This window comes from Bradyrhizobium lupini, assembly GCF_040939785.1.
GTDB classification, from domain to species: domain Bacteria; phylum Pseudomonadota; class Alphaproteobacteria; order Rhizobiales; family Xanthobacteraceae; genus Bradyrhizobium; species Bradyrhizobium canariense_D.
On sequence record NZ_CP162553.1, the window covers coordinates 7,463,503 to 7,489,075 of the forward strand.

22 protein-coding genes and 4 pseudogenes are annotated in these 25,573 nt (G+C 64.2%); 24 read left to right on the forward strand and 2 right to left on the reverse strand.

The window, feature by feature from the left end:
• The first annotated feature begins 6 nt into the window (after positions 1-6).
• The 22 genes and pseudogenes from nuoE to AB3L03_RS36055 all read left to right on the forward strand — a co-directional run bounded on the left by nuoE (position 7) and on the right by AB3L03_RS36055 (position 22,407).
• On the forward strand, positions 7-618 hold the full coding sequence (gene nuoE, locus AB3L03_RS35950) for an NADH-quinone oxidoreductase subunit NuoE (protein ID WP_018455089.1): 612 nt from the start codon (positions 7-9) through the stop codon (positions 616-618).
• Entirely contained in the window at positions 618-821 is a 204-nt protein-coding gene (locus tag AB3L03_RS35955; protein WP_026232874.1) for a hypothetical protein, read from the forward strand. Before nuoE ends, AB3L03_RS35955 begins: the two co-directional genes overlap by 1 nt.
• Before the next feature lie 15 nt (positions 822-836).
• Positions 837-2,162 carry an NADH-quinone oxidoreductase subunit NuoF gene (gene nuoF / locus AB3L03_RS35960; protein WP_018455087.1) on the forward strand — a complete coding sequence of 442 codons (1,326 nt, stop codon included), beginning with the start codon at positions 837-839 and terminating at the stop codon, positions 2,160-2,162.
• A gap of 5 nt (positions 2,163-2,167) precedes the next feature.
• Positions 2,168-4,244: pseudogene (gene nuoG / locus AB3L03_RS35965) on the forward strand (NADH-quinone oxidoreductase subunit NuoG).
• 4 nt (positions 4,245-4,248) lie between these two features.
• Positions 4,249-5,316, forward strand: coding sequence for an NADH-quinone oxidoreductase subunit NuoH (gene nuoH, locus AB3L03_RS35970; RefSeq protein ID WP_018455085.1), 1,068 nt, complete (start codon positions 4,249-4,251; stop codon positions 5,314-5,316).
• Positions 5,317-5,330: 14 nt separating this feature from the next.
• Positions 5,331-5,819: an NADH-quinone oxidoreductase subunit NuoI gene (nuoI, locus tag AB3L03_RS35975; protein WP_026232873.1), complete on the forward strand. Its 489-nt coding sequence runs from the start codon at positions 5,331-5,333 to the stop codon at positions 5,817-5,819.
• Between the two features lie 9 nt (positions 5,820-5,828).
• Positions 5,829-6,467: an NADH-quinone oxidoreductase subunit J gene (locus AB3L03_RS35980; RefSeq protein WP_018455084.1), complete on the forward strand. Its 639-nt coding sequence runs from the start codon at positions 5,829-5,831 to the stop codon at positions 6,465-6,467.
• Entirely contained in the window at positions 6,464-6,772 is a 309-nt protein-coding gene (gene nuoK, locus AB3L03_RS35985; RefSeq protein WP_007603558.1) for an NADH-quinone oxidoreductase subunit NuoK, read from the forward strand. The genes AB3L03_RS35980 and nuoK overlap by 4 nt, the downstream gene beginning before the upstream one ends.
• A gap of 61 nt (positions 6,773-6,833) precedes the next feature.
• Entirely contained in the window at positions 6,834-8,933 is a 2,100-nt protein-coding gene (gene nuoL, locus AB3L03_RS35990) for an NADH-quinone oxidoreductase subunit L (protein ID WP_247298475.1), read from the forward strand.
• Entirely contained in the window at positions 8,934-10,442 is a 1,509-nt protein-coding gene (locus AB3L03_RS35995; protein ID WP_018455082.1) for an NADH-quinone oxidoreductase subunit M, read from the forward strand.
• A gap of 22 nt (positions 10,443-10,464) precedes the next feature.
• On the forward strand, positions 10,465-11,901 hold the full coding sequence (gene nuoN, locus AB3L03_RS36000) for an NADH-quinone oxidoreductase subunit NuoN (RefSeq protein WP_368507978.1): 1,437 nt from the start codon (positions 10,465-10,467) through the stop codon (positions 11,899-11,901).
• 1 nt (position 11,902) lies between these two features.
• On the forward strand, positions 11,903-12,709 hold the full coding sequence (locus tag AB3L03_RS36005; protein ID WP_085394843.1) for a biotin--[acetyl-CoA-carboxylase] ligase: 807 nt from the start codon (positions 11,903-11,905) through the stop codon (positions 12,707-12,709).
• Positions 12,709-14,378 (forward strand): annotated as a pseudogene (locus tag AB3L03_RS36010) (ribonuclease J). The gene AB3L03_RS36005 and the pseudogene AB3L03_RS36010 overlap by 1 nt, the downstream one beginning before the upstream one ends.
• A 12-nt stretch (positions 14,379-14,390) precedes the next feature.
• A complete protein-coding gene (gene mce / locus AB3L03_RS36015) occupies positions 14,391-14,795 on the forward strand; it encodes a methylmalonyl-CoA epimerase (RefSeq protein ID WP_018455078.1) in 405 nt (134 codons plus the stop codon).
• A gap of 9 nt (positions 14,796-14,804) precedes the next feature.
• Positions 14,805-15,080 carry a DUF1467 family protein gene (locus AB3L03_RS36020; protein ID WP_018455077.1) on the forward strand — a complete coding sequence of 92 codons (276 nt, stop codon included), beginning with the start codon at positions 14,805-14,807 and terminating at the stop codon, positions 15,078-15,080.
• A gap of 30 nt (positions 15,081-15,110) precedes the next feature.
• Complete coding sequence (locus AB3L03_RS36025) at positions 15,111-15,458, forward strand: hypothetical protein (protein WP_007603574.1); 348 nt, start codon at positions 15,111-15,113, stop codon at positions 15,456-15,458.
• 35 nt (positions 15,459-15,493) lie between these two features.
• Positions 15,494-16,773 (forward strand): annotated as a pseudogene (mtnK, locus tag AB3L03_RS36030) (S-methyl-5-thioribose kinase).
• Between the two features lie 134 nt (positions 16,774-16,907).
• Positions 16,908-18,493, forward strand: a pseudogene (locus AB3L03_RS36035) (ABC transporter substrate-binding protein).
• Positions 18,494-18,553: 60 nt separating this feature from the next.
• Positions 18,554-19,477 carry an ABC transporter permease gene (locus AB3L03_RS36040; RefSeq protein ID WP_018455074.1) on the forward strand — a complete coding sequence of 308 codons (924 nt, stop codon included), beginning with the start codon at positions 18,554-18,556 and terminating at the stop codon, positions 19,475-19,477.
• Positions 19,474-20,295, forward strand: a complete 822-nt coding sequence (locus tag AB3L03_RS36045; protein WP_368507979.1) for an ABC transporter permease — start codon at positions 19,474-19,476, stop codon at positions 20,293-20,295. The genes AB3L03_RS36040 and AB3L03_RS36045 overlap by 4 nt, the downstream gene beginning before the upstream one ends.
• The gene (locus AB3L03_RS36050) at positions 20,292-21,272 is read left to right on the forward strand and encodes an ABC transporter ATP-binding protein (protein WP_204511344.1); all 981 of its coding nucleotides are present in this window, start codon (positions 20,292-20,294) and stop codon (positions 21,270-21,272) included. Before AB3L03_RS36045 ends, AB3L03_RS36050 begins: the two co-directional genes overlap by 4 nt.
• Entirely contained in the window at positions 21,265-22,407 is a 1,143-nt protein-coding gene (locus AB3L03_RS36055) for an ABC transporter ATP-binding protein (RefSeq protein WP_085353325.1), read from the forward strand. The genes AB3L03_RS36050 and AB3L03_RS36055 overlap by 8 nt, the downstream gene beginning before the upstream one ends.
• On the opposite strand, the gene AB3L03_RS36060 is transcribed toward AB3L03_RS36055, so the two are convergent.
• Positions 22,322-22,945, reverse strand: a complete 624-nt coding sequence (locus AB3L03_RS36060) for a LysR family transcriptional regulator (RefSeq protein WP_085353322.1) — start codon at positions 22,943-22,945, stop codon at positions 22,322-22,324. The genes AB3L03_RS36055 and AB3L03_RS36060 overlap by 86 nt on opposite strands.
• Positions 22,946-23,074: 129 nt before the next feature.
• Here AB3L03_RS36060 and AB3L03_RS36065 point away from each other — a divergent pair, with 129 nt between their 5' ends.
• Together AB3L03_RS36065 and AB3L03_RS36070 are read left to right on the forward strand one after the other, a co-directional pair.
• Positions 23,075-23,467 carry a RidA family protein gene (locus tag AB3L03_RS36065; RefSeq protein WP_085353580.1) on the forward strand — a complete coding sequence of 131 codons (393 nt, stop codon included), beginning with the start codon at positions 23,075-23,077 and terminating at the stop codon, positions 23,465-23,467.
• A gap of 41 nt (positions 23,468-23,508) precedes the next feature.
• On the forward strand, positions 23,509-24,213 hold the full coding sequence (locus AB3L03_RS36070) for an L-2-amino-thiazoline-4-carboxylic acid hydrolase (RefSeq protein WP_085353319.1): 705 nt from the start codon (positions 23,509-23,511) through the stop codon (positions 24,211-24,213).
• Positions 24,214-24,539: 326 nt separating this feature from the next.
• Here the strand turns inward: AB3L03_RS36070 and AB3L03_RS36075 are convergent, their stop codons facing one another.
• Positions 24,540-25,568 carry an ABC transporter permease gene (locus AB3L03_RS36075; RefSeq protein ID WP_085353317.1) on the reverse strand — a complete coding sequence of 343 codons (1,029 nt, stop codon included), beginning with the start codon at positions 25,566-25,568 and terminating at the stop codon, positions 24,540-24,542.
• Positions 25,569-25,573 lie beyond the last annotated feature (5 nt).

Below are 25,573 nucleotides of genomic sequence, written 5' to 3' on the forward strand. Positions count from 1 at the left end.
GAAGAGATGTCCGTTCGCCGATTAGCACCGAAGGAAGTCCAGCCCGCGAGCTTTGCGTTCACGGAGGAGAACCTCGCGTTCGCCAAGCAGCAGATCGCGAAATATCCGGCCGGACGCCAGGCTTCGGCCGTCATCGCCATCCTCTGGCGGGCGCAGGAGCAGCACGACGGCTGGGTCTCGGAAGCCGCGATCCGCGTCATCGCCGACATGCTCGACATGCCCTATATCCGCGTGCTCGAGGTCGCCACCTTCTACACGATGTTCCAGCTCGCCCCGGTCGGCAAGAAGGCCCACGTCCAGGTCTGCGGCACCACGCCGTGCCGCCTGCGCGGGGCCGAGGATCTGATCCACGTCTGCGAGCACCGCATTCATCACGAGCCCTTCCATCTCTCCAAGGACGGCAATTTCAGCTGGGAGGAGGTGGAGTGCCTCGGTGCCTGCGTGAATGCGCCGATGGTGCTGATCGGCAAGGACACATATGAGGATCTGACCAAGGAAAGCTTCGGCAAGGTGCTCGATGGCTTTGCCTCGGGCAACCCGCCCAAGCCCGGTCCGCAGAACGGCCGCCAGTTCTCGGCGCCGACCGGTGGGCCGACAACGCTGAAGGAAATCACCTGATGCGTGATCTCTCACCGCCAGTTGAAGGGAGCAGTGTTGTGAAGAAGTGGGGCTTCGTCGCAATGCATTCCGCCGTGGCGGCCACATTCATTTTCCTGCTTCAGCGCTTCGCCCTGAACGCGTCGCTGGAATCCAGTCTGCTCTGGGCGCTGACCTTCGCCGTCTGCGCCGCCGGGCTTGCCTACAAGCAAGCCAACCGTTGATCGGAAAGCACTGACATGCTCGAGGACAAGGACCGCATCTTCAAGAACCTCTACGGCCTCCACGATTGGGGGCTCGAGGGCGCGCGGCGCCGCGGCGCCTGGGATGGTACGAAGAACATCATCGACAAGGGCCGTGACTGGATCATCAACGAGATGAAGGCGTCGGGGCTGCGCGGCCGCGGTGGCGCCGGCTTCCCGACCGGCCTGAAATGGTCGTTCATGCCGAAGGAATCGACCGACGGCCGGCCGAGCTATCTCGTCGTCAACGCCGACGAATCCGAGCCCGGGACTTGCAAGGATCGCGAGATCATGCGGCACGATCCGCATCTCCTGATCGAGGGCTGCCTGATCGCGAGCTGCGCGATGAACGCGCATGCCTGCTACATCTATGTCCGCGGCGAGTTCATCCGCGAGCGCGAGCATCTCCAGGCGGCGATCGACCAGGCCTATGAGGCCAAGCTGGTCGGCAAGGACAACGTCAACGGCTGGCCGTTCGACATCTACGTCGCCCACGGCGCCGGCGCCTATATCTGCGGCGAGGAAACCGCGCTGCTCGAGAGCCTCGAAGGCAAGAAGGGCCAGCCGCGCCTGAAGCCGCCGTTCCCGGCCAATGTCGGCCTGTACGGCTGCCCGACCACCGTCAACAATGTCGAGTCGATCGCGGTTGCGCCGGACATCCTGCGCCGTGGCGCGGCATGGTTCGCCGGCATCGGTCGTCCGAACAATGTCGGCACCAAGCTGTTCTGCATCTCCGGCCATGTCGAGCGGCCCTGCAACGTCGAAGAGGCCATGGGCATTCCGTTCCGTGAGCTGATCGAGAAGCATTGCGGCGGCATCCGCGGTGGTTGGGACAACCTCAAGGCCGTGATCCCCGGCGGCTCCTCCGTGCGCATGGTGCCGGCCGAGCAGATCATCGACACGCCGATGGATTTCGACAGCTTGAGCAAGCTGCGCTCGGGTCTCGGCACCGCGGCCGTGATCGTGATGGACAAGTCGACCGATTTGATCCGCGCCATCGCCCGCATCTCCTATTTCTACAAGCATGAGAGCTGCGGCCAGTGCACGCCGTGCCGCGAAGGCACCGGCTGGATGTGGCGCGTCTTGACCCGCATGGCCGAAGGCCGCGCCCACAAGCGCGAGATCGACATGCTGCTGGAAGTCACCAAGCAGGTCGAAGGCCACACCATCTGCGCGCTTGGCGACGCGGCGGCGTGGCCGATCCAGGGCCTGATAGCGCATTTCCGTCACGAGATCGAAGCGCGCATCGACCAATATTCGCACAAGTCCGACATCGACGATATCGGCGTCCGCGATCCCGTGAACATGGTCGCGGCGGAGTAGAGAGAATGACCAAGCTCATCATCGACGGTAAAGAGATCGATGTCCCCGCCGAATACACGCTGCTCCAGGCGTGCGAAGCGGCCGGCGCCGAGATTCCGCGCTTCTGCTATCATGAGCGGCTGTCGATCGCCGGCAATTGCCGGATGTGCCTCGTCGAGGTGAAGGGCGGCCCGAAGCCGGTCGCGAGCTGCGCCTGGGGCGTGCGCGATTGCCGTCCAGGCCCCAAGGGCGAGCCGCCGGAAATCTCCACCCGTTCGCCGATGGTGAAGAAGGCGCGCGAAGGCGTGATGGAATTCCTTCTGATCAACCATCCGCTGGATTGCCCGATCTGCGATCAGGGCGGCGAGTGCGACCTCCAGGACCAGGCGATGGGCTACGGTGTCGACACCAGCCGCTTCGCCGAGAACAAGCGCGCGGTCGAGGACAAATATCTCGGCGCGTTGGTCAAGACCTCGATGAACCGCTGCATCCAGTGCACCCGCTGCGTCCGCTTCTCGGCGGAAGTGGCCGGCGCCCCCGAAATGGGTGCGACCGGCCGCGGCGAGGACATGGAGATCACGACCTATCTCGAGCACGCGCTGACCTCGGAATTGCAAGGCAATCTCGTCGACATCTGCCCGGTCGGCGCGCTGACCTCGAAGCCCTATGCTTTCGCCGCGCGCCCGTGGGAGCTCGGCAAGACCCAGTCGATCGACGTGATGGACGGCGTGGGATCCGCGATCCGCGTCGACACCCGCGGCCGCGAAGTGATGCGTATCCTGCCGCGCATCAACGAGGCCGTGAACGAGGAGTGGATCTCCGACAAGACCCGTCACGTCGTCGACGGCCTGCGCACCCAGCGTCTCGACCGGCCCTATATCCGCGAAGCCGGCAAGCTGCGCGCGGCGAACTGGCCCGAGGCCTTTGCCGCGATCGCCGCGAAAGCGGCCCGCACCGACGGCAAGCGCATCGGCGCGATCGCGGGCGACCTCGCTGGCGTCGAAGAGATGTTCGCGCTGAAGGATCTGCTGGCCAAATACGGCTCGGCCAATCTGGCGGTGCAGGGCGGCGACGCCTTCGATCCCGCGCTCGGCCGCGGCTCCTACATCTTCAATCCGACGCTCGCCGGCGTCGAGCAGGCCGATGCGCTGCTCATCATCGGCGCCAATCCGCGGAAAGAAGCGGCCGTGTTCAATGCCCGCATCCGCAAGCGCTGGCGCGCCGGCGGCTTCAAGGTCGGCGTGATCGGCGCCAAGCCCGACCTCACGTACGACTATGATCACCTCGGCGCGGGCACCGACACGCTGGGTGAGCTCGCGGCCGGCAAGCACTCCTTCATGGACGTGCTGAAGAACGCCAAGAACCCGATCATCCTGGTCGGTGCTGGCGCCGCCTCGCGCCACGACGGCGCCGCCATTCTCGCAGCCGCGGCCAAGCTCGCACTCGACGTCGGCGCGCTCAAGGACGGCTGGAACGGCTTCGGCGTCCTGCACGAGAGCGCCTCGCGCGTCGGCGCTCTCGATATCGGCTTTGTCGCTGGTCAGGGCGGGCTGAATGCGGCGCAGATGACGACGTTCGGGACGCTCGATCTGCTGTTCCTGCTCGGCGCCGACGAGATCAAGCCGTCGGACGGCACCTTCGTCGTCTATATCGGCACCCACGGCGACCGCGGCGCCCATCGGGCCGACGTGATCCTGCCAGCAGCCGCCTATACCGAGAAGTCCGCGATCTACGTCAACACCGAAGGCCGCGTGCAAATGACCGGACGCGCCGCATTCCCGCCGGGCGAGGCCCGCGAGGACTGGGCGATTGTCCGCGCGCTGTCGGAGGCGCTCGGCAAGAAGCTCGGCTATGACCTCGCTTTCGGCCCTGCGCCAGGCGATCTTCAAGGCCGTGCCGCATCTGATGCGTCTCGACCAGATCGAGCCCGGCTCGGCCGACCAGATCAAGAAGCTCGCGGGGAAGGGCGGCACGACGGAGAAGGCCCCGTTCAAGCCGCTTGTCGAGGACTTCTATTTGACCAACCCAATCGCGCGTGCGTCCGCCGTGATGGCGGAATGTTCGCGGCTTGCCTCCGGGCAGATGCTGACCGCAGCGGAGTGAGCCGATGGAATTCTTCGAAAGCGCATTCTGGACCGGGTTCCTCTGGCCGCTGATCATCATGATCGCGCAGAGCGTCCTGGTGCTGGTCGTTCTGCTGGTGGCGATCGCCTACATCCTGCTCGCCGACCGCAAGATCTGGGCGGCGGTGCAGATCCGCCGCGGCCCGAACGTGGTTGGTCCCTGGGGCCTGCTGCAATCCTTCGCCGACCTCCTGAAGTTCGTGCTGAAGGAGCCGATCATCCCGTCCGGCGCCAACAAGGGCGTGTTTCTTCTTGCTCCCTTGGTCTCGTGCGTGCTCGCGCTCGCGGCCTGGGCGGTGATCCCTACCAATCTCGGCTGGGTGATCTCCGACATCAACGTCGGCGTTCTCTTCATCTTCGCGATCTCGTCGCTGTCGATCTACGGCATCATCATGGCCGGCTGGTCGTCGAACTCGAAATATCCGTTCCTCGCGGCGCTGCGCTCGGCGGCGCAGATGGTGTCCTACGAGGTCTCGATCGGCTTCGTCATCATCACGGTGCTGCTCTGCGCCGGCACGCTGAACCTCTCGGCCGTGGTCGAGGCGCAGCATGTCCGCGGCCTCGCCAGCCTGATCGGGCTGCCGCAGCTCACCATCCTGAACTGGTACGTCTGGCCGCTGTTCCCGATGTTCGTGATCTTCTACGTCTCGGCGCTGGCTGAAACCAACCGCCCGCCGTTCGACCTCGTCGAAGCAGAATCCGAGCTCGTCGCCGGCTTCATGGTCGAGTACGGCTCGACGCCGTATCTTCTGTTCATGCTCGGCGAGTATGTCGCGATTGCCACGATGTGCGCGATGGCGACGATCTTGTTTCTCGGAGGCTGGCTGCCGCCGGTGGACCTGCCGCCCTTCAACTGGGTGCCGGGGATCATCTGGTTCTCGCTGAAACTGTTCTTCATGTTCTTCCTGTTCGCGATGGCCAAGGCGATCGTGCCGCGCTACCGCTACGATCAACTGATGCGCCTCGGCTGGAAAGTGTTCCTGCCGTTGTCGCTGGCGATGGTGATCGTGGTGGCCGGTGTGCTGCACTTCGCCGACATCGCGCCGAAGTGAGGGCCGTCATGGGTATCAACATCAACGCCACTGCACGCTCGCTTCTGCTGTCGGAATTCGTCTCGGCGTTCTTCCTCGCCATGCGCTATTTCTTCCAGCCGAAGCCGACGCTGAACTATCCCTTCGAGAAGGGCCCGATCTCCCCGCGCTTCCGCGGCGAGCATGCGCTGCGCCGCTATCCGAACGGAGAAGAGCGCTGCATCGCCTGCAAGCTGTGCGAAGCGGTTTGCCCGGCCCAGGCCATCACCATCGAGGCCGGTCCGCGCCGCAACGACGGCACCCGCCGCACCGTGCGCTACGACATCGACATGGTGAAGTGCATCTATTGCGGCCTCTGCCAGGAAGCCTGTCCGGTCGACGCCATCGTCGAAGGTCCGAACTTCGAGTTCGCGACCGAGACCCGCGAGGAACTGTTCTATGACAAGGCCAAGCTGCTCGCCAATGGCGACCGCTGGGAACGCGAGATCGCGAAAGCGATCGAACTCGACGCGCCGTACCGGTGAGATGAGAGCATGATCCTTCCCGCGCTGTTCTTCTATCTGTTCGCCGGCGTCTGTGTCGCCTCGGCGGTGATGGTGATTGTCTCGCGCAATCCCGTGCACTCGGTGCTGTACCTGATCCTGGCCTTCGTCAACGCCTCCGGCCTGTTCGTGCTGATGGGCGCCGAATTCCTGGCGATGATCCTGATCGTCGTCTATGTCGGCGCGGTCGCGGTGCTGTTCCTGTTCGTGATCATGATGCTCGACGTCGACTTCCTCGAGCTGCGCGAGGGCTTCATCGAGTACCTCCCGGTCGGCCTCGTGATCGGCGGCATCTTCCTGTTCGAGCTGCTGCTCACGGTCGGCTTCTGGGTCATCAACCCCGGCGTCGCCAAGACGATCACGGCGGCGATCCCGACCAACGTCTCCAATACCGAGGCGCTCGGCCTGGTGCTCTATACCAAGTACATCCACTACTTCCAGCTCTCGGGCATGGTGCTGCTGGTCGCGATGATCGGCGCCATCGTGCTGACGCTGCGGCACAAGGCGAGCGTCAAGCGGCAGGACATCAACATTCAGAACGCGCGCACGCCCGAAATAGCGATGGCGATACGCAAGGTGGCGCCGGGGCAGGGGCTCCAGGACTCTGACGCGGCGGAGTGGGTGAAATGACGATCGGGCTCGGACACTATCTTGCGGTCGGCGCGATCCTGTTCACGCTCGGGATCCTCGGCATCTTCCTGAACCGCAAGAACATCATCGTCATCCTGATGTCGATCGAGCTGATCCTGCTCGCGGTCAACGTCAACCTCGTGGCGTTCTCGACCTTCCTCGGCGACATCGTCGGGCAGGTTTTCGCGCTCCTGGTGCTCACCGTCGCGGCCGCTGAAGCCGCGATCGGTCTCGCCATCCTGGTGGTCTATTTCCGCAACCGCGGCTCGATCGCGGTTGAGGACGTCAATCTGATGAAGGGCTGATCGCATGATCCGGAAAAGTGGACACCGGTTTTCCGACCAGATCATGCGGAAAGAGTAAATCATGGTCCAGGCAATCGTCTTCCTGCCTCTGCTGGGCGCCATTCTGGCTGGCCTGATCGCGCTGTTCGGCGCGCATGCCCGCAACCCCTCGGGCGACACGGTCGAGCATCACGATGATCACGGTCATGGCGCGCACGCCCATGCGTCGGACACGATCAACGAGGATGCGTCGGTCGTCCACGAGACTCATCACGAACCCGGAGATGGCCACGACGACCACCACGTCTCCGAGCCGCCCGCGGCGGGCTCGCGCGCTGCCGAGCTGATCACCACGGCGTTGCTGTTCGTGTCGGCGGCGCTGTCCTGGATGACGCTGGTCGATGTCGGCTTCATGCACCACGACATGCGCATTCCGCTGCTGCCGTGGATCCTCTCCGGCGATCTCCAGGTCTACTGGACGCTGCGGGTCGACACGCTCACCGCCGTGATGCTGGTGGTCGTGACCACCGTGTCCTCGCTCGTGCACCTCTATTCCATCGGCTACATGGACGAGGATCCGAACCGGCCGCGCTTCTTCGGCTATCTCTCGCTGTTCACCTTCGCCATGCTGATGCTGGTGACCGCCGACAACCTCGTGCAGCTGTTCTTCGGCTGGGAAGGCGTGGGTCTGGCAAGCTACCTCCTGATCGGTTTCTGGTACCAGAAGCCGTCGGCGAACGCCGCCGCCATCAAGGCCTTCGTGGTCAACCGTGTCGGCGATTTCGGCTTCGCGCTCGGCATCTTCGCGATCTTCCTGCTGGCCGGCTCGACCGATTTCGAGACCATCTTCCACGCTGCGCCCGGGTTGACCGGCAAGACCATCGACTTCCTCGGCTGGCACGCCGACGCGCTGACCCTGACCTGCCTGCTGCTGTTCATGGGCGCGATGGGCAAATCGGCGCAGTTCCTGCTGCACACCTGGCTGCCGGACGCGATGGAAGGCCCGACCCCGGTGTCGGCGCTGATCCACGCCGCGACCATGGTCACCGCCGGCGTCTTCATGGTGGCGCGCCTGTCGCCGCTGTTCGAACTCGCGCCGAACGCGCAGGCCGTCGTGATGTTCTTCGGCGCCACTACGGCGTTCTTCGCGGCGACCATTGGCCTGGTCCAGAACGACATCAAGCGCATCGTCGCTTACTCGACCTGTTCGCAGCTCGGCTACATGTTCGTGGCGATGGGAGCAGGGGCCTATTCGGTAGGCATGTTCCATTTGTTCACGCACGCCTTCTTCAAGGCGCTGTTGTTCTTGGGCTCCGGCTCGGTGATCTACGCGATGCATCACGAGCAGGACATCCGCAACATGGGCGGCCTGTGGCGCAAGATCCCCTACACCTACGCGGTGATGGTGGTCGGCACGCTCGCGCTCACGGGATTCCCGCTGACCGCGGGCTATTTCTCCAAGGACGCGATCATCGAGTCCGCCTACGCCTCGCACAATCCGTTCGCGATGTACGGCTTCCTGATGACGGTCGTCGCGGCCGGCCTGACCTCGTTCTACTCGTGGCGCCTCATCTTCAAGACCTTCCACGGCGAGCCGCATGACGAGCACCACTACGAGGCCGCGCATGAAGCGCCGATCTGGATGCTGATCCCGATCGGTGTGCTTGCGGTCGGCTCCATCCTGGCCGGCTTCCCGTTCAAGGAGCTGTTCGCCGGTCACGGCATCGAGGAGTTCTTCCGCGAGTCCGTGAAGATGAACCCGCATATCATCGAGGAGATGCACCACATTCCCGAGACCATCGCCTTCCTGCCGACGGTGATGATGGTGCTGGGCTTCCTGGTGTCATACCTGTTCTACATCCGCCGGCCTTATCTGCCGGTCGAGCTCGCGAACACGCAGCCAATGCTGTACAAGTTCCTGCTCAACAAATGGTACTTCGACGAGCTCTACGACATCATCTTCGTCCGTCCGGCGAAGTGGATTGGCTATCAGCTCTGGAAGAAGGGTGACGGCTTCATCATCGACGGTCTCGGCCCCGATGGCGTCTCAGCCCGCGTGCTGGACGTCACCCGCAACGTCGTGAAAATCCAGACCGGCTATCTCTACCACTACGCGTTCGCCATGCTGATCGGTGCCGCCGGCCTGATCACCTGGTTCATGTTCGGCTTTGGAGGCCAGTAAATGACGACCTGGCCAATTCTTTCCGTCACGACGTTCCTGCCGCTGGTCGGCGCGCTGATCGTCTATCTCAGCCGTGGCGACGACGAGGCGGCCCGGCGCAACTCGCGCTGGATCGCGCTGTGGACCACGCTGATCACCTTCGCTGTGTCGGTGATCCTGGTCATGCGGTTCGATGCGTCGAGCGCCGACTTCCAGTTCGTCGAGAAGGCGAACTGGCTTGCCACCGGCATCACCTACCACATGGGCGTGGACGGCATCTCGTTGCCGCTGGTGATCCTGACCACCGCCATCATGCCGTTTTGCATCATCGCGAGCTGGAAGGCGATTACCAACCGCGTCCGCGAATACATGATGGCGTTCCTGATCCTGGAAACGCTGATGATCGGCACCTTCTCGGCGCTCGATCTCGTGCTGTTCTACCTGTTCTTCGAAGGCGGCCTGATCCCGATGTTCCTGATCATCGGCGTCTGGGGCGGTCCGCGCCGGGTCTATGCATCTTTCAAGTTCTTCCTCTACACGCTGCTCGGCTCGGTGCTGATGCTGCTCGCGATCATGGCGCTGTACTGGAACGGCGGCACCACCGACATCCCGACCCTGATGCACACCGCCGTGCCGCGCTCGCTGCAGACCTGGGCGTGGCTCGCCTTCTTCGCCTCGTTCGCGGTGAAGATGCCGATGTGGCCGGTGCACACCTGGCTCCCCGACGCCCACGTCGAGGCGCCGACCGCAGGCTCGGTGGTCCTGGCCGCGATCCTTCTGAAGATGGGCGGCTACGGCTTCCTGCGCTTTTCGCTGCCGATGTTCCCGCTGGCTTCGCACGACTTCGCGCCGCTGGTCTTCACGCTTTCGGCCATCGCCATCATCTACACCTCGTTGGTGGCGCTGATGCAGGAGGACATGAAGAAGCTGATTGCGTACTCCTCGGTGGCGCATATGGGCTTCGTCACCATGGGCATTTTCGCCGGTACCATGCAGGGTGTCGCCGGCGGCGTGTTCCAGATGATCTCGCACGGCATCGTCTCCGGCGCGCTGTTCCTCTGCGTCGGCATCGTCTACGACCGCATGCACACCCGTGAGATCGCGGCCTATGGCGGCCTCGTCAACCGGATGCCGCTCTACGCGCTGACCTTCATGGTCTTCACCATGGCCAATGTCGGCCTGCCCGGCACCTCCGGCTTCGTCGGCGAGTTCATGACGCTGCTCGGTACCTTCAAGGTCTCGATCCCGACCGCGTTCTTCGCCACCTTCGGCGTGATCCTGTCGGCCTGCTACGCGCTGTGGCTCTACCGCAAGGTCGTGTTCGGGGCGCTGGTCAAGCCGTCGCTGGCGAGCATGAAGGATCTCACCTTCCGGGAGGGCTTGACGCTGTTCCCGCTGATCGCGCTGACGATCCTGTTCGGCATCTATCCGAAGCCGGTGCTCGACATGTCGGCGGCCTCGGTCCAGCAACTCGTCAACAATTACAACACCGCTGTGACGGCCGTGAAGGCCGCCGCACTGCTCCAGTGAGCGGGCAGGTCAGGATATCGCCATGAGCTTTGAGACTGCAGGTTATCAACTGGCGCCGGTGCTGCCCGAGCTCGTGCTCGCGGTCGGGGCGATGGCACTCCTGATGCTCGGCGCCTATCGCGGGCAGGAGACCACCAAGACGGTCACGACGCTTGCGGTGCTGCTCCTGATCGTTGTCGGCGTGCTCGAATACATGCTGCCCGCGGGCAAGCACGTGACCTTCGGCGGCAGCTTCATCGTCGATGATTTTGCCCGCTTCATGAAGATCCTGGCCCTGATCGGCTCGGCGGTGACGCTGGTGCTGTCGACCGAGTTCCTGTCGGATCCGTCGCGCCGCATCTTCGAATATGCGATCCTGGTGCTGCTCTCGACGCTCGGCATGATGGTGCTGATCTCGGCCGGCGATCTGATCTCGCTTTATCTCGGCCTCGAATTGATGTCGCTGGCGCTCTACGTTGTCGCGGCCTCGAACCGCGACAACGCCAAGTCGACCGAAGCCGGCCTGAAGTACTTCGTGCTCGGCGCGCTGTCCTCGGGCATGCTGCTCTACGGCTCCTCGCTGATCTACGGCTTCACGGGCACGGTGGCCTTCACCGGCATCGCGGCGGCCGCGACGATCTCGAATGTCGGCCTGGTGTTCGGCCTGGTGTTCCTGCTCGCCGGCCTCTGCTTCAAGGTCTCGGCGGTGCCGTTCCACATGTGGACACCCGACGTCTACGAGGGCGCACCGACGCCTGTGACGGCCTTCTTCGCCTCGGCCCCGAAAGTGGCCGCGCTCGCGGTCTTCACCCGCGTCACGCTGACCGCATTCCCGGGCATCGTCTCGCAGTGGCAGCAGATCCTGGTGTTCGTGTCGATCGCCTCGATGGCGCTGGGCTCGTTCGCCGCGATCGGCCAGAGCAACATCAAGCGCCTGATGGCCTATTCCTCGATCGGCCATATGGGCTTTGCCCTGGTCGGCCTTGCCGCAGGCACGGTCGAGGGCGCGCAGGGCGTGTTGATGTACATCGTGATCTATGTCGCGATGACGCTGGGCTCCTTCGCCATCATCCTGGCGATGAAACGCGATGGCCAGCCGGTCGAGCAGATCAGCGATTTCGCGGGTCTCTCGCGGACCAATCCGCTGCTCGCCTTCATGTTCGCGATGCTGCTGTTCTCGCTCGCCGGCATCCCGCCGCTCGCCGGCTTCTTCGCCAAATGGTACGTCTTCGTCGCCGCCATCAAGGCGAACCTGTTCACGCTCGCCGTGATCGGCGTGCTCTCCAGCGTGGTCGGCGCCTACTACTATCTCAGCATCGTCAAGACGATGTATTTCGACGAGCCGGCCGGGCAGGTCGATCCGGTGCGCGTCGAAGTCAAGACGGTGCTGGCGGTCGCGGGCCTGTTCAACATTCTGTTCGCCCTGTTCGCGGGCCTGGTGGTGAGCGTCGCCTCCGCCGCCGCCAAGTCGCTGTTCTAGGATGGCATTCGCGCTCGGTCCTCGTGCGGCGTCGGCGGGCTACAAGCTCGCAGCTTTCGAACGGACCGGCTCGACCAATACCGAGGCGATCGAGCACGCGAGGCGCGGCGAACGCGGCCCGATGTGGTTCGTGACGTCGGAGCAGACCGCCGGCCGCGGCCGCCGCCAGCGCCCCTGGATCGCACCAAAGGGCAACCTTGCAGCCAGCGTCCTCGAAGTCCTGGACGTTGCCCCTTCCGTCGCCGCGACGATCGGCTTTGCGGCCGGGCTGGCCGAGGAGGCCGCCCTGGAGAAGGTCAGCCTGGAGGCTGCACTGCGCCTCGGCGAGGGCCGTCCCCGCTACGCCCTGAAATGGCCGAACGACGTGCTGGCCGGCGGCAAGAAGCTGGTCGGCATCGGCCTGGAGGCCGAAGCCATCGGCGACCGTCTTGCCATCGTCGTCGGCATCGGCACCAACGTCGTCGCCGCGCCCGAGGGTACGCCGACGCCTGCGGTGTCGCTGGCCGCGCTCGGCGTCCAGATCAGTGCGGAGGAGTTGTTCTCGGCGCTCTCCGATGCCTGGGTGGAATTCCGCGGTATCTGGGACAATGGCCGTGGCTTTGCCGAAATTCGCAAATTGTGGCTGGAGCGCGCCGCCGGCCTCGGCGAGCGGGTCGCGATCCACACGGGAGTGATGACGCTGGACGGCATTTTTGACACGATCGACGACACCGGCTGCCTGATCGTCCGCACCGCGGAGGGCCGGCGCGTGCCGGTCGCCGCGGGCGAGGTGTTCTTCGGCACGGCCGCCTCCGTGGGAGCTGCGTGATGGCGAAGCCGGAAGAACTGGTATTTGCACCGCTCGGCGGGGTCGGCGAGATCGGCATGAATTTGTCGATCTACGGCCTCGGCAACCGCCAGCAGCGCGCCTGGCTGGCGATCGATCTCGGCGTCTCCTTCGGCGACGAGGAGCATCTGCCGGGCATCGACCTGATCATGCCCGACGTCAGCTTCCTGGAGAAGGAACGCAAGAATCTGATGGGGCTGGTGCTGACCCACGCCCATGAGGATCATTTCGGCGCCATCATCGACCTTTGGCCGAAGCTGAAATGTCCGATCTACGCGACGCAGTTCAGCGCCGCGCTGTTCGAGGCCAAGTGCGCCGCCGAGCGCAATGCGCCCAAGATCCCGGTGACGGTGGTGCCGTCGGGCGGGCGCGTCGATATCGGCCCGTTCAACGTCGAGTTCATCCCGGTCGCGCATTCGATTCCGGAGTCGCATGCGCTCGCGATTCACACCGAAGTCGGCACGGTGCTGCACACCGGCGACTGGAAGATCGATCCGACCCCGATCATCGGCCGCCCGACCGACGAAAAGCGGCTGCGGGAGCTCGGCGATGCGGGCCTGCTCGCCCTGATCGGTGATTCCACCAACGCCGTGCGCGACGGCCGCTCACCCTCGGAGGCCGAGGTTGCGAGCTCCATCACCGAGCTCGTCAAGGCCGCCAAGGGCCGCGTCGCGGTCACGACCTTTGCCTCCAATGTCGCGCGCCTCAAGGCCGTCGCCATCGCTGCGAAGGCCGCCGACCGTGAGGTCGTCGTGGTCGGCCGCGCCATGGAACGCGTGGTGCAGGTCGCGCGCGAGACCGGCTATCTCGACGGCGTGCAGAGTTTCCGCTCCGCCGAGGTCTACGGTCATCTGCCGCAGGACAAGGTGCTGGCGCTCTGCACCGGCAGCCAGGGCGAGCCGCGTGCCGCGCTGGCGCGCATCGCCAATGACGACCATCCCGAGATCACGCTCAACCGTGGCGACAGCGTCATCTTCTCCTCGCGCACCATTCCCGGCAACGAGAAGGCGGTCGGGGCCATCATCAATGGCCTGGTCTTGCAGGGCGTGGAGGTCATCACCGACCGCGACCAGCTGGTCCATGTCTCCGGTCATCCCCGCCGCGACGAATTGCGCGACATGATCGCCTGGACCAGGCCGCAGCTCCTGATCCCCGTCCATGGCGAGGCCCTGCACCTGAATGAGCACGCCAAGCTCGCGCGTGCCGCCGGCGTGCCGCGCGTGCTGGTCTGCCGCAACGGCGATCTCGTCAAGCTCGGCCCCGGCGATCCCGGCATCATTGGGCAGTGCCTGCGGGCCGTCTCTACAAGGACGGCACGATTCTGGAGGACTCCAAGTCCCGCGCGGTGGGCGAGCGGCGCCGCATGGCCTTCTCCGGCTGCGCCTTTGTCGCCATCGCCATGACGGAGCAGGGCGAGCTTGCCGACGATCCCGCGGTCGAACTCGTCGGTATCCCCGAGAAGAACAAAGCGGGCGAGCCCTTCGACGACCTCGTCTTCGACGCCGTGGTCTCCACCGTCGAGGGCCTGCCGAAGGCGCGCCGTCGCGACCCGGATGCGCTGGCGGAGTCGGTGCGACGCGCTGTCCGCTCCGTGATCAACGAACATTGGGGCAAAAAGCCCCCCTGTCTGGTACATGTGCTGACAGTGTAACGGGAGAGAAACATGCTGGGCCGGCTCAACCATGTCGCGATCGCGACCAAGGACGCCGTCAAGGCCGCCAAAATCTATGGCACCGCATTCGGGGCCCAGATCTCGGAGGCCGTCGCGCTGCCCGAGCATGGCGTCACCACGGTGTTCGCGACGCTGCCCAACACCAAGATCGAGTTCATCGAGCCGCTCGGCGAGGCCTCGCCGATCGCAAAGTTCCTGGACCGCAACGCCGACGGCGGCATCCACCACGTCTGCTACGAGGTGGTCGACATCATCGCCTCGCGCGACACGCTGGTGAAGGAGGGGGCAAGGGTGCTCGGCGACGGCGTGCCGAAGATCGGCGCCCACGGCAAGCCGGTGCTGTTCCTGCACCCGAAGGATTTTTCCGGCGCGCTGGTCGAAATCGAGCAGGCATAGGCCGAAGCCATGGCCATCCAGATCTCAACCGCGATCGCGATCTACTTCGTCATCTGGTGGGTCGCGCTGTTCCTGACGCTGCCGTTTGGCGTGCGCAGCCAGCACGAGGACGGCGTCGGAGTGCCGGGCAGCGACCCCGGTGCGCCGATCCTGACACGGATGGGGGGCAAGCTGATCTGGACCACCATCATCTCGGCGGTCATCTACGGGATCGCCATGGTCGCCTATCACGCCGGCTATTTGTCGATCGAGCGCCTGTCGAAATTGATGGGCATGCCGTTTTAGGATTTCGTGGTTGGCTTGGTTGGGGGAAGAATGACTTTTCAGCGGATCGTCGTCGCGCTTCTGGTGCTTATCGTCGCCGGTCTCGGTGCCATCGGCTATTTCGAGTGGAAGATGGCCGTGCAGGTGCGCACCCTGAAGGCGTTCGTCGAGGGCTATGTCTTCAATGAGGCCGTGATCGCCTGCGAGCAGGCCAAGAGCTCGACACCGTTCAAATGGAACGGCGGCAAGAGCACCGCGGTGATCGGCCTGAACTCGGTCAAAACAGACAAATACACCGTCAGCGCCAGCTACACGCTGGTGGCGGACAGCGTCTATTGTGATTACGATCCGATCAAAAGAAAGGCCGAGATCGGCTCGAGCTTCCTGGAGCGGGAGTAACGATTCGGCCATGCCAAGCATGGGATGGGATCGTCATGGCGCAGGGGCAGGGGGACTACCGGATTTTGCATGAGGCGGCGTTGCGGGACTATCTCGCGGGCGTTGCGGATCTCGCCGCGACCCTCGGCGGCGAGCCGGCCTCCTGGTCGATCACCGAAGTCGGCGACGGCAATCTCAATCTCGTTTTCATCGTCAAGGGCGGCCGCGGCGGCATCGCCGTGAAGCAGGCGCTGCCCTATGTCCGCCTCGTCGGCGAGAGCTGGCCGCTGCCGTTGTCCCGGGCTCATTACGAATATCTCGCTTTGTCGCGGCAGGCCGAGCTCGCGCCCGGCCTCGTGCCGGCGCTGCTGCATCACAACGAGGCCCTGGCGCTGACGGTGATGGAGCTGCTCGAGCCCCACATCATCATGCGCAAGGGGATGGTTGCGGGCTCGCAGTATCCGCGCTTTGTCGATGACATCACCACCTTCATGGCGCGGACATTGTTCTTCACCTCCGACCTCGCGGTGTCGGCGGCCGAGAAGAAGCAGGGCATCGCAGCTTTCGCCGGCAACCATGCGCTGTGCAAGATCACCGAGGATCTGATCTTCACCGATCCTTACCGCGTCGCCGAGCAGAACCGCTGGACTGCGCCGTATCTCGATGCGCTCGCCGCAGAGCTTCGCGAGGATATGGACCTCCACGTCGCGATCTCCCGGTTGAAGCTGAAGTTCATGGCGAGCCCCGAGGCGCTGCTCCACGGCGACCTGCACACCGGCTCGATCATGGTCACGGGCGGCGAGACGCGGGTGATCGACCCCGAATTCGCGTTCTACGGCCCGATGGGTTTCGATGTCGGCGCCGTGCTGGCCAACCTCCTGATGGCCTATTTTGCCTCCGCCGGGCATGAGCGCACGCCGGGCGAACGGCGTGCTTTCGAGGCCTGGGTGCTGGAGACGGTGGAAACGGTCTGGAACGATTTTACGCGAAAGTTCCTCGAGCTCTGGCGCGCTGGCGCCGCAGGCGATGCCTATCCCGCCTCACTGTTCGCCGGCGAGACAGGCGCGGCACGGCTGGAAGCCGAGCGGCAGGCCTACATGCAGCGGCTGTTCGCGGACACGGTCGGCTTCGCCGCGGCAAAACCATCCGCCGCATCTTCGGCCTCGCCCACAATATCGACTTCGAGCTGATCGAGGATCCGCGCCGGCGCGCGATCAGCGAAGCACGCGCCGTCAGGCTGGCAAGGGCGATGATGCTCGAGGTGGGGGCGTTTCCGACCATCGCGGATGTCACCGCTGCAGCGCGAAAATTGCGCGACTGGCAGCCGGAGTTCTAGCGGGCTTCTGCGCAAATCGGTCGGGCCCGCGCGCGACGCTCGCATACGTCAACCCCTTCAAGACGCTTGCGCTCGACGTGCCGTGGATGGTCAACTCTCGGACCAGAGCACGCTGCGTTGTCGGAGGGACCATGATGTTCAGGATAGTGGCGATCATCGCGGGTTTGGGGCTGGCACTGGTGGCCTCGGCGGAGGCCCAGACGCCGCGCAAGGGCGGAACCATCCGCATGACCGCGCCTTATGGCTCGAGCTTCACCAGCCTGGACATTCTTACCACGCAGCGCGCCCAGGACGAGATCTACGCCAAGGCGCTGCACCGGTCGCTCTACATCTGGAATTCCACGGAAGGCAAGCCGGTTCTGGAGCTTGCCAAGGAGGACGTCGTCTCGGGCGGAGGCCTCGTTCATACCTTCAAGCTGCGCGACGACGCCTATTTCCACAACGGCCGCAAGATGACGGCCGACGACATCATCTGGACCTACAACCGCATCATGGACGGCACCAAGGCTTATCCCGGTGCGCGCTATGTCCGCGTGATCGAGGGCGCGGCGGCGGTCGAGAAGGGCCAGGCCAAGGAGATCTCCGGCCTGAAGAAAATCGACGACTTTACCTTCGAGATGAAGCTGACCGAGAAGGTCGATCCAGGTTTCTACTTCTGGAACGCGATCACGTCGATCTATCCCGCCGACGAGGCCGCCAAGGAGAGCTTTCTCCAGAAGCCGATCGGTCTTGGACCCTTCAAATTCGTCGAGCACGTGCCGGGGTCGCGCATCGTTCTGGAGCGCTGGGATCGGTTCTACAAGCCCGGCAAGCCCTACGCTGACAAGATCATTGTGTCGGTCATGGGGAGGCCGCGGCACGCGATGTCGCCTTCCGCAACAAGGAGATCGACACCTCGGTGCTGGGACCGGCGCAATATGTCGCCTATCAGAACGACGCCGACCTCAAGGGCACGGTCGTGGAAGTCGCCGAGGTCTTCACCCGCTACATGGGGATGAATCCCGCGTTCAAGCCGTTCGCCGACAAGCGGGTCCGGCAGGCGATCAACTACGCGATCGACACCGACCTGATCATCAACAAGCTGGTCAAGGGCAAGGCCTACCGGGCCACCAGCTGGCTGCCGCTCACCTCTACCGCCTACGACAAGGCCATGAAGCCCTACGCCTTCGATCCCGCCAAGGCCAAGCAGCTGCTCGCCGACGCCGGCTATCCCTCAGGCTTCGAATTCGAATGGACCACCAGCCAGAACGAGAGCTGGGGTCTGCCGATCGTCTCGGCCGTGATCCCGATGCTGGACAGGGTGGGCATCAAGGCCAAGGTCAAGCAGGTCGAGACCGCGGTGCTGGCGGAGGTGGTTCGCAGCGGCGACTACCAGGCCTTTGTCTATTCGCAGGCGACCGGACCCGATCCGCAGGCCGCCCTCAAATGCTTCCACTCATCGACACCGCAGTCGGCCTGCAACTACATGAACTTCAAGAATGCCGAGTTCGACAAGCTGATCGACGAGGCGGGGCAGTCCGATGACGCTGCAAAGCGTACCCAGCTGCTGCAGAAGGCCAATGCTGTTCTCTACGAAGAGGCGCCGGTCTGGTTCTTCAACTACAACAAGGCGGTCATGGCCGTGCAGCCGTGGCTCAAGGGGGTTCAGCTGAATGCGACCGAACTGACCCATCAGAACGTCGAAGACCTCTGGGTCGACGAGACCTCGCCCGCGAAGTGACACGCGCTCTCGCGCTCCCTCCGTCGCCATGAACGACGGAGGGAGAGAGGAAAAGTGCCGATGCTCTCCTTCCTGTTCCGCCGCCTGCTGCAGACCATTCCGACCGTGCTCGCAGTGGTGGCTCTGGTGTTCGTGCTGTTCAGCGTCGTTCCCGGCAGCATCGTCTCGTCGATGAGCGACGATGCCGATCCGCAGGTCGAGCTGCGCATGAAGAAGCAGCTCGGGCTCGACGATCCCGTCTATGTCCGCTTCGGCGCCTACATCGCCAAGCTTGCGACCGGTGATTTCGGAACGTCGTTCCGGACGCGCGAGCCTGTGACGTTCATGATCGCCAAGCGGATATGGCCGACGCTCCAGCTCATCTTCACCGCCATGGCGTTTTCCGTCGTGATCGGTGTTCCCCTGGGTTTCATCGCCGCGCTGAAGCCGGGGGGTATCGTCGACACGCTGGCCATGGTCGTGGCGGTATCAGGCCTTTCGATCGCCAAATTCTGGCTCGGACTGGTGCTGATGTACTTGTTCGCGTTGAAGCTCGGCTGGCTGCCGAGTTTCGGCTATGGCGATGGCGGACTGAAATATCTGATCCTCCCGGCCGTGACGCTCGGCGTCTCGCCGATGGCGCTGTTCGCGCGGACGACACGCGCCGCGGTCCTCGAGATCATGACCGCGGATTTCGTCCGCACCGCGCGCTCCAAGGGCATGAGCGAGACCCGAGTCGTGAAGTGGCATGTAATGCGCAACGCGCTTGTCATCATTCTCACCACCGTCGGCCTGCAGTTCGGCGGGCTGATGGGGCAGGCGGTCGTGGTCGAGAAACTGTACTCCTGGCCGGGCATCGGCTCGCTGCTGGTCGACAGTGTCCTGCAGCGCGACATTCCGGCCGTCCAGGGCTCCATTCTTGTCGTGGTGCTGTCCTTTCTCGCTATCAATCTGCTGATCGACGTGCTCTACGGCGTGATCGATCCCAGGATCAGATACGCATGAAGCTCCGCGCCAATCTCATCATCGGTGGCGCGCTGTTCGCGCTTGCGATCCTGGTCGGCCTGCTCGCGCCATGGCTGGCGCATACCGATCCTGTCCTGGACGCCAATCTGCTCAACGCGGAAGAGCCTCCGAGCTGGACTTGGTGGTTCGGCACCGACGACCAAGGCCGCGACATCTATTCCCGCGTCGTCTATGGCGCGCGGGTTTCGCTGACGGTCGGCATCGTCTCGCAGCTCATCAATAGCGTCATCGGCGTCGCGTTGGGCCTGAGCGCCGGCTATTGGGGCGGCTGGTGGGACGATGTCGTCAACGGCCTGACCAATCTCATGCTCGCGATCCCCTCGCTGATCTTCGCGTTGGCCATCATGGCGGTGCTCGGTCCCGGCCTGACCAGCCTGCTGATCGCACTCGGCTTGACCAACTGGTCCTTCACGTGCCGGATCGCGCGGGCCTCGGCGCTGTCGCTGAGGAGCAAGGGCTATGTGCAGGCCGCGACCGTGCTCGGCTACGGCGATCTCCGCATCATGATCACGCAGCTGCTGCCGAACATGCTAGGGCCGATCGTCGTCATCGGCACGCTCGGCATGGGCAGCGCGGTCTTGTCCGAAGCCGCGTTGTCGTTCCTCGGCCTCGGCGTCCGCCCGCCGTTTCCGAGCTGGGGCAGCATGTTGTCGGATGCCCGCGATCAGATCACGACCGCGCCGTGGCTCTCGGTGTTTCCCGGCCTTGCGATCTTCCTGACGGTGCTCGGCCTCAATCTGCTCGGTGACGGCCTGCGCGACATTCTCGATCCGCAATCGCGGAGCCGGCGCACATGACCCGCACGCCGCTGATCGAAGTCGAGGATTTGCGTATCGATCTCGACGATGGATCGCGGCGCGTTGCGGCGGCCGAGGGCATTTCATTCCGCATCGATCGCGGCGAGACGTTCGGCCTTGTCGGCGAATCCGGCTGCGGCAAAAGCATCACGGCGCTGGCCTTGATCGGCCTGTTGCGGCAGCCGTTGTCGATCGGCGGCGGTGTCATCCGGTTTGAGGGACGGGAGATCCAGCACCTTTCAGCCGCCAGGCAACGGGATCTGCGCGGCAATCGCATCGCCATGATCTTCCAGGAGCCGATGACGGCGCTCAACCCGGTCTCGCCGGTGGGCCGGCAGATCGCCGAGATGTTCGTGCTGCACAAGGGCAAGAGCTGGCGGGAAGCCGATAGACTGGCGGTCGAGGCGCTGGCGAGCGTGCGCGTTCCCGCCCCGGAGCGGCGCGTGAAGGATTACCCGCACCAGCTGTCCGGCGGCATGCGCCAGCGGGTGATGATCGCCATCGCGCTCGCTTGCGGTCCGGATCTCCTGATCGCCGACGAGCCGACCACGGCGCTCGACGTTACCGTGCAAGCCGAAATCATCGAGCTGATGCGGAATCTGTGTGCCGAGCGGGGAACCGCAATCCTGATGATCAGCCACGATCTGGGGCTGGTCGCCAATGTCTGCCGCCGCGTGGCCGTGATGTATGCCGGCCGCATCGTCGAGGAGCGCGGCTCGGCCGATATTTTCCGGGCACCCTCGCACCCCTATACGCGAGGCCTGGTTGCCTCGCTGCCGCGGCTCGGCAGTCGCGCAGCGCTTGGCCGCAGCCGCCTGACGGAGATCGCGGGTGTGGTCCCGGCCATCACGAATTTCCCCAACGGCTGCCGGTTCAATCCGCGTTGCGCGCAGGCGACCGATATTTGCCGGACCACCCCGCCGGAAGCGGATTTGCTGGACGCCGGCGGCCTGGTCAGGTGTCACCACCATGCATGAGCCGCAAGCTAGTTTGGTTGAAACACGGCCGGACGACGATGTCATTCTCAGCGTCAGAGATCTCGCGGTCCATTTTCCGCTCGGAGGCGGCCTGCTCGGGCGCGGCCGGCGGCTGCTCCGTGCCGTCGACGGCGTCGATCTCACCCTGAAGCGGGGCGAATGCCTCGGCCTCGTCGGCGAGTCCGGCTCCGGCAAGTCGACGGTCGCATTGTCGATCCTTGGCCTCGTGACCCCGACGCGCGGCCGCATCGTGCTGGACGGACAGGACGTGACCAACCGACCATCCGGCGATCGGAAGGCGCTGGCCCGCATCGTGCAGATCGTGTTTCAGGATCCCTACGCCTCGCTCAATCCGCGCCAGACCGTTCGCCGCACGCTGGAAGATCCCCTGCGCGTGCATGGCGTCACGGCCAAGAGCGAGATCGAGGACCGCGTCGCGAAGATGCTGCGGCATGTGGGCCTGCGGCCGGAGCAGGCCGACCGCTACCCGCATGAATTCTCAGGCGGCCAGCGCCAGCGCATCGGCATTGCGCGTGCGCTGATCCTCAATCCGAAGATCGTCATCTGCGATGAACCGGTCTCGGCGCTCGACGTCTCGATCCGCGCCCAGATCATCAATCTGCTGCTGGAATTGAAGGAAACGCTCGGCCTCTCCTACATCATGATCAGCCACGATCTCGGCGTCGTCGAACACATGAGCGACAAGGTCGCCGTGATGTATCTCGGCCGCATCGTCGAGAACGGCCACTGGCGCGAGATCTTCGAACGGCCCGCGCACCCCTATACGCAAGCCCTGATCGCCGCCATCCCCGATCCCTTGCGCCATGCACCGCTGGCAACGACAGGCGGCGACCTTCCCAATCCGCTCAATCCGCCGAACGGATGCGCCTTCAGCCCGCGGTGCCGTTATGCGGAAGCTGTGTGTCGGAGCGAGCCGGGGCCTGTGCTGGAGACGCGAGCCGACGGGCACGCGGTGAGGTGTTGGCGGAGTGAAGAGATTGGTGCAGCGAGCGTCGCTCTATCTCCGTTACCCTCCGTGCCGGTCGAGCCTATCGTCTGCCACCAACCAGACGAGGGCGGCGATTCGCTATCGAGTTCTCCGCCGGCAGCGCACGCAGCCACGCGCGAAAACTGACGATCTCCGGGCAATCCGCGGTGCCTTCAGGCGCAACCAGCCAATCGCCCAAACCCGATCCCTCATCGATCCGGTCGCAGCGATAGCCGGGATGGTGGCCGAGGCCGCGGGCGAGCAGCAGGTCGACCTTGCCCTCGACCAATTCGTGCAGGCCGGCCGGATGCAGCACCCGCAAGCCGATCTCCGCATGCGTGCTGCGAAACGCCGCGAGGTCGAGGCGGCGGAGGTCGAAGCCGCCATGGATGCCCAATTGCAGCAGCACCGCACCTGCCGGTTTCAATTGCGAGGTCGCCTCCGCAATGTGGCGAAAGCCTTCGGAGACCCCAGGCAGATAGGTCTGACCGGCGACGGTGAGGACGAGCTGCTTATGCAGCCGCTCGAAGAGCTGCACGCCGAGGCGCGCCTCCAGCGCCTTCACCTGCTGCCCCACGGCGGCGGGCGTCACGTGCAGCTCGTGCGCGGCCAGTTTGAAGCTGAGATGCCGCGCGGCGGCCTCGAAGGCGCGCAGCGCGTTGAGTGGGGGAAGGGCGTAGGTCATCGGGCTCCATTTTGACACTGATGGGCTGTGGCCTTGCAATAGATTTTCTTGCGCTGAACCGCAGCAATGATGCTTTGCGGAGCGGTGATGGCGCCGGATACGGTCCGACCCGCAATCCGGAGAAACCTCGTGCCCCCGGCTCACCTCGTCAGCCACAATCCCGCAACAGTCCATGCGCCTGCCGGCGGCTACTGCATGGGACTTGAATTGACGCAGTATCGCCGCCTGTTGTTCATCAGCGGCCAGGTGCCGGAGAGACTCGACGGCACCGTGCCCGAAGGTTTCGAGGCGCAGTGCGAGCAGGCCTGGAGCAATTTGATCGAGGTGCTTGCTGCCGCCGGCCTTGGCATCGCGCATCTGGTCAAGGTCACCACGTTCCTGACTGACCGCAATCAACTCGTGACCAACCGCTCCATTCGTCGCGCGATGCTGGGCGAACACCAGCCTGCGCTGACGGTCGTGATCGTCGAGACCGTCGACAGCAAATGGCTGCTGGAGATCGAGGCGATCGCCGCGGAGTGAACCAGCCGACTTTGCAATGAGCCAATCATATCGGGTGTCCCATGGCTGAGATCATCCATCCGTTTTACGAAGCGCATCGCGGTGCAATGGAGGCCGCCATGCGCGATCGGCTCGATTTGGCCGAAGCGATGTTGCGTGAGCGCGCGCAACTTTCCGAGATCGACGAGATAAGGCGCGAGGTGATGGACGAGTTCGAAGTCGTGCTCACCCAAATGCCCTATGTCGGCGGCGCGGCAAGCCGCATGAGCGATTTCTTCATGCGTCTGATGGGTTTTATGGCCATCAGCCGGGTGCTGCGGCGCCACGGCGTGCCGGTGCCTGTGATCGGCGAGATCGAGCGGGAAACCTACAAGGCGCAATTGCTCACCGCGCCTGAAGCGGAGCGTCTCGCCTCAGGGCGTCAATTCATGTCGCCGGAGAACCAGGCCTTGCTGCGAGAGCAGGCGGCAAGAAGCGCGACTGAAAGCCATCAGACCGAATTTCCGGAAGATTTCGTCTACGATTTCGTCGAGCCTGATACGGGTGACAGTTTTGAGTTCGGCATCAACTACAAGGCTTGCGGCTTCTGCAAACTCGCGGCGCGCCATGGCGACAAGGACATTTTGCCGAACATCTGCGGGCTCGATTTCGTTGCCTACGCAGCGCGAGGCATCCGGCTGGAAAGGACACAGACGTTAGCGGGCGGTGCGAGCCACTGCAATTTCCGGTTCTCGCGGCTTGCGCCGGATGAGAAAGCGGAGAGCTAAGCCGCGTTCTCATGCTCCGCGATCGAGGTGAGGCTGGATTGCCCCTGCTGTCACGTCGTCATTGCGAGCGCAGCGAAGCAATCCAGAATCTTTCCGCGGCGGCAGCCTGGATTGCTTCGCTGCGCTCGCAATGACGGAGTTTGGGGAGCGACCCTGAGCCCATCCGCGCCCGCTGCCACGATGACATCCTGCTCCTGTTTTGCCCGACGAGTCAAATGCCGCCACGGTCGCAGCTACACAATTTCGGGTTTTTGTAAGTCGTTGAATTCCCTCACAGTCTCTACTGTGCATGGGGTTGTTTTCGCGCTTTTTGTTTTGAGGGGCGGCTATTCCACCGCTTTCTCCCTCAGCCGCTGCGCATAAACATTGATCACCAGCGCTGCCAGCAGGATCAGGCCGCGGATCAGGATTTTCAGGAAGCTGTCGATGTTGACGTGGTCGAGGCCGTTGTTGAGAACACCGAGAACGAAGAGACCGACGATGGTGTTGCCGATGCCGCCGCGGCCGCCGAACAGGCTGGTGCCGCCGACGACGACGGCAGCGATGGAGTCGAGCAGATAGGTGTCGAACTCGTTCTGCTGCGCGCTGCCGAAATGAGCGACACCGAGCATGCCGCCGATCCCGGAGCACACCGCCGAAATGACCATCACCGCGCCGAGGATGAGCTTGACGTTAAGGCCGGAATATTCGGCCGCCTCGCGGTTGCCGCCGACCATGTAGACGTAGCGGCCGAAGCGCGTGTAGGTCAGCACCAGATGTCCCAAGAGGAGCATGATCGCGGCGACGATGACGATCCATGGGATGCCGCCGATCGATCCGGAGCCGAGCGTGGTGATCACGCCGGGCACCTTGTAGGCGATCTGGCCCCGCACCAGCAGCGCCGAGATGCCGGCCGCGATCTGCATCATCGCCAAGGTCATGATGAAGGAGGGGATGCCGATCACGGTCAGTCCCAGCGCATTGACGAGGCCGAGAAACGCGCACAGCAAAATGGCCAGCAGGATCGCTGCGGCCCCGGGCAGGGGAATGTTGGGAATGTTGACGTAGGATTCCTGGAGCGTGAAGTAGGCGACCGCGATTCCGGTGACGTTGGCGATGCTGGCGATCGAGAGGTCGATCTCCGCGCAGAGGATCACGAAGGTGAGGCCGACGGCGATGATGCCTGTGACGGAGACCTGCGTCAGGATGTTGCCGAGATTGTCCAGCGTCGCGAACGACGGACTGGCCAGCGCGAAGAAGCCGGACAGGAAGATCAGCGTCAGGAACGGGGCGATGTTGCGCATCTGCGAGCGCAGGAAGGGCGCAAGCCCTCGCGTCCGCTGCCCCGCCGCCAAAGCCGTGTCACTGCTTGCCATGGTGC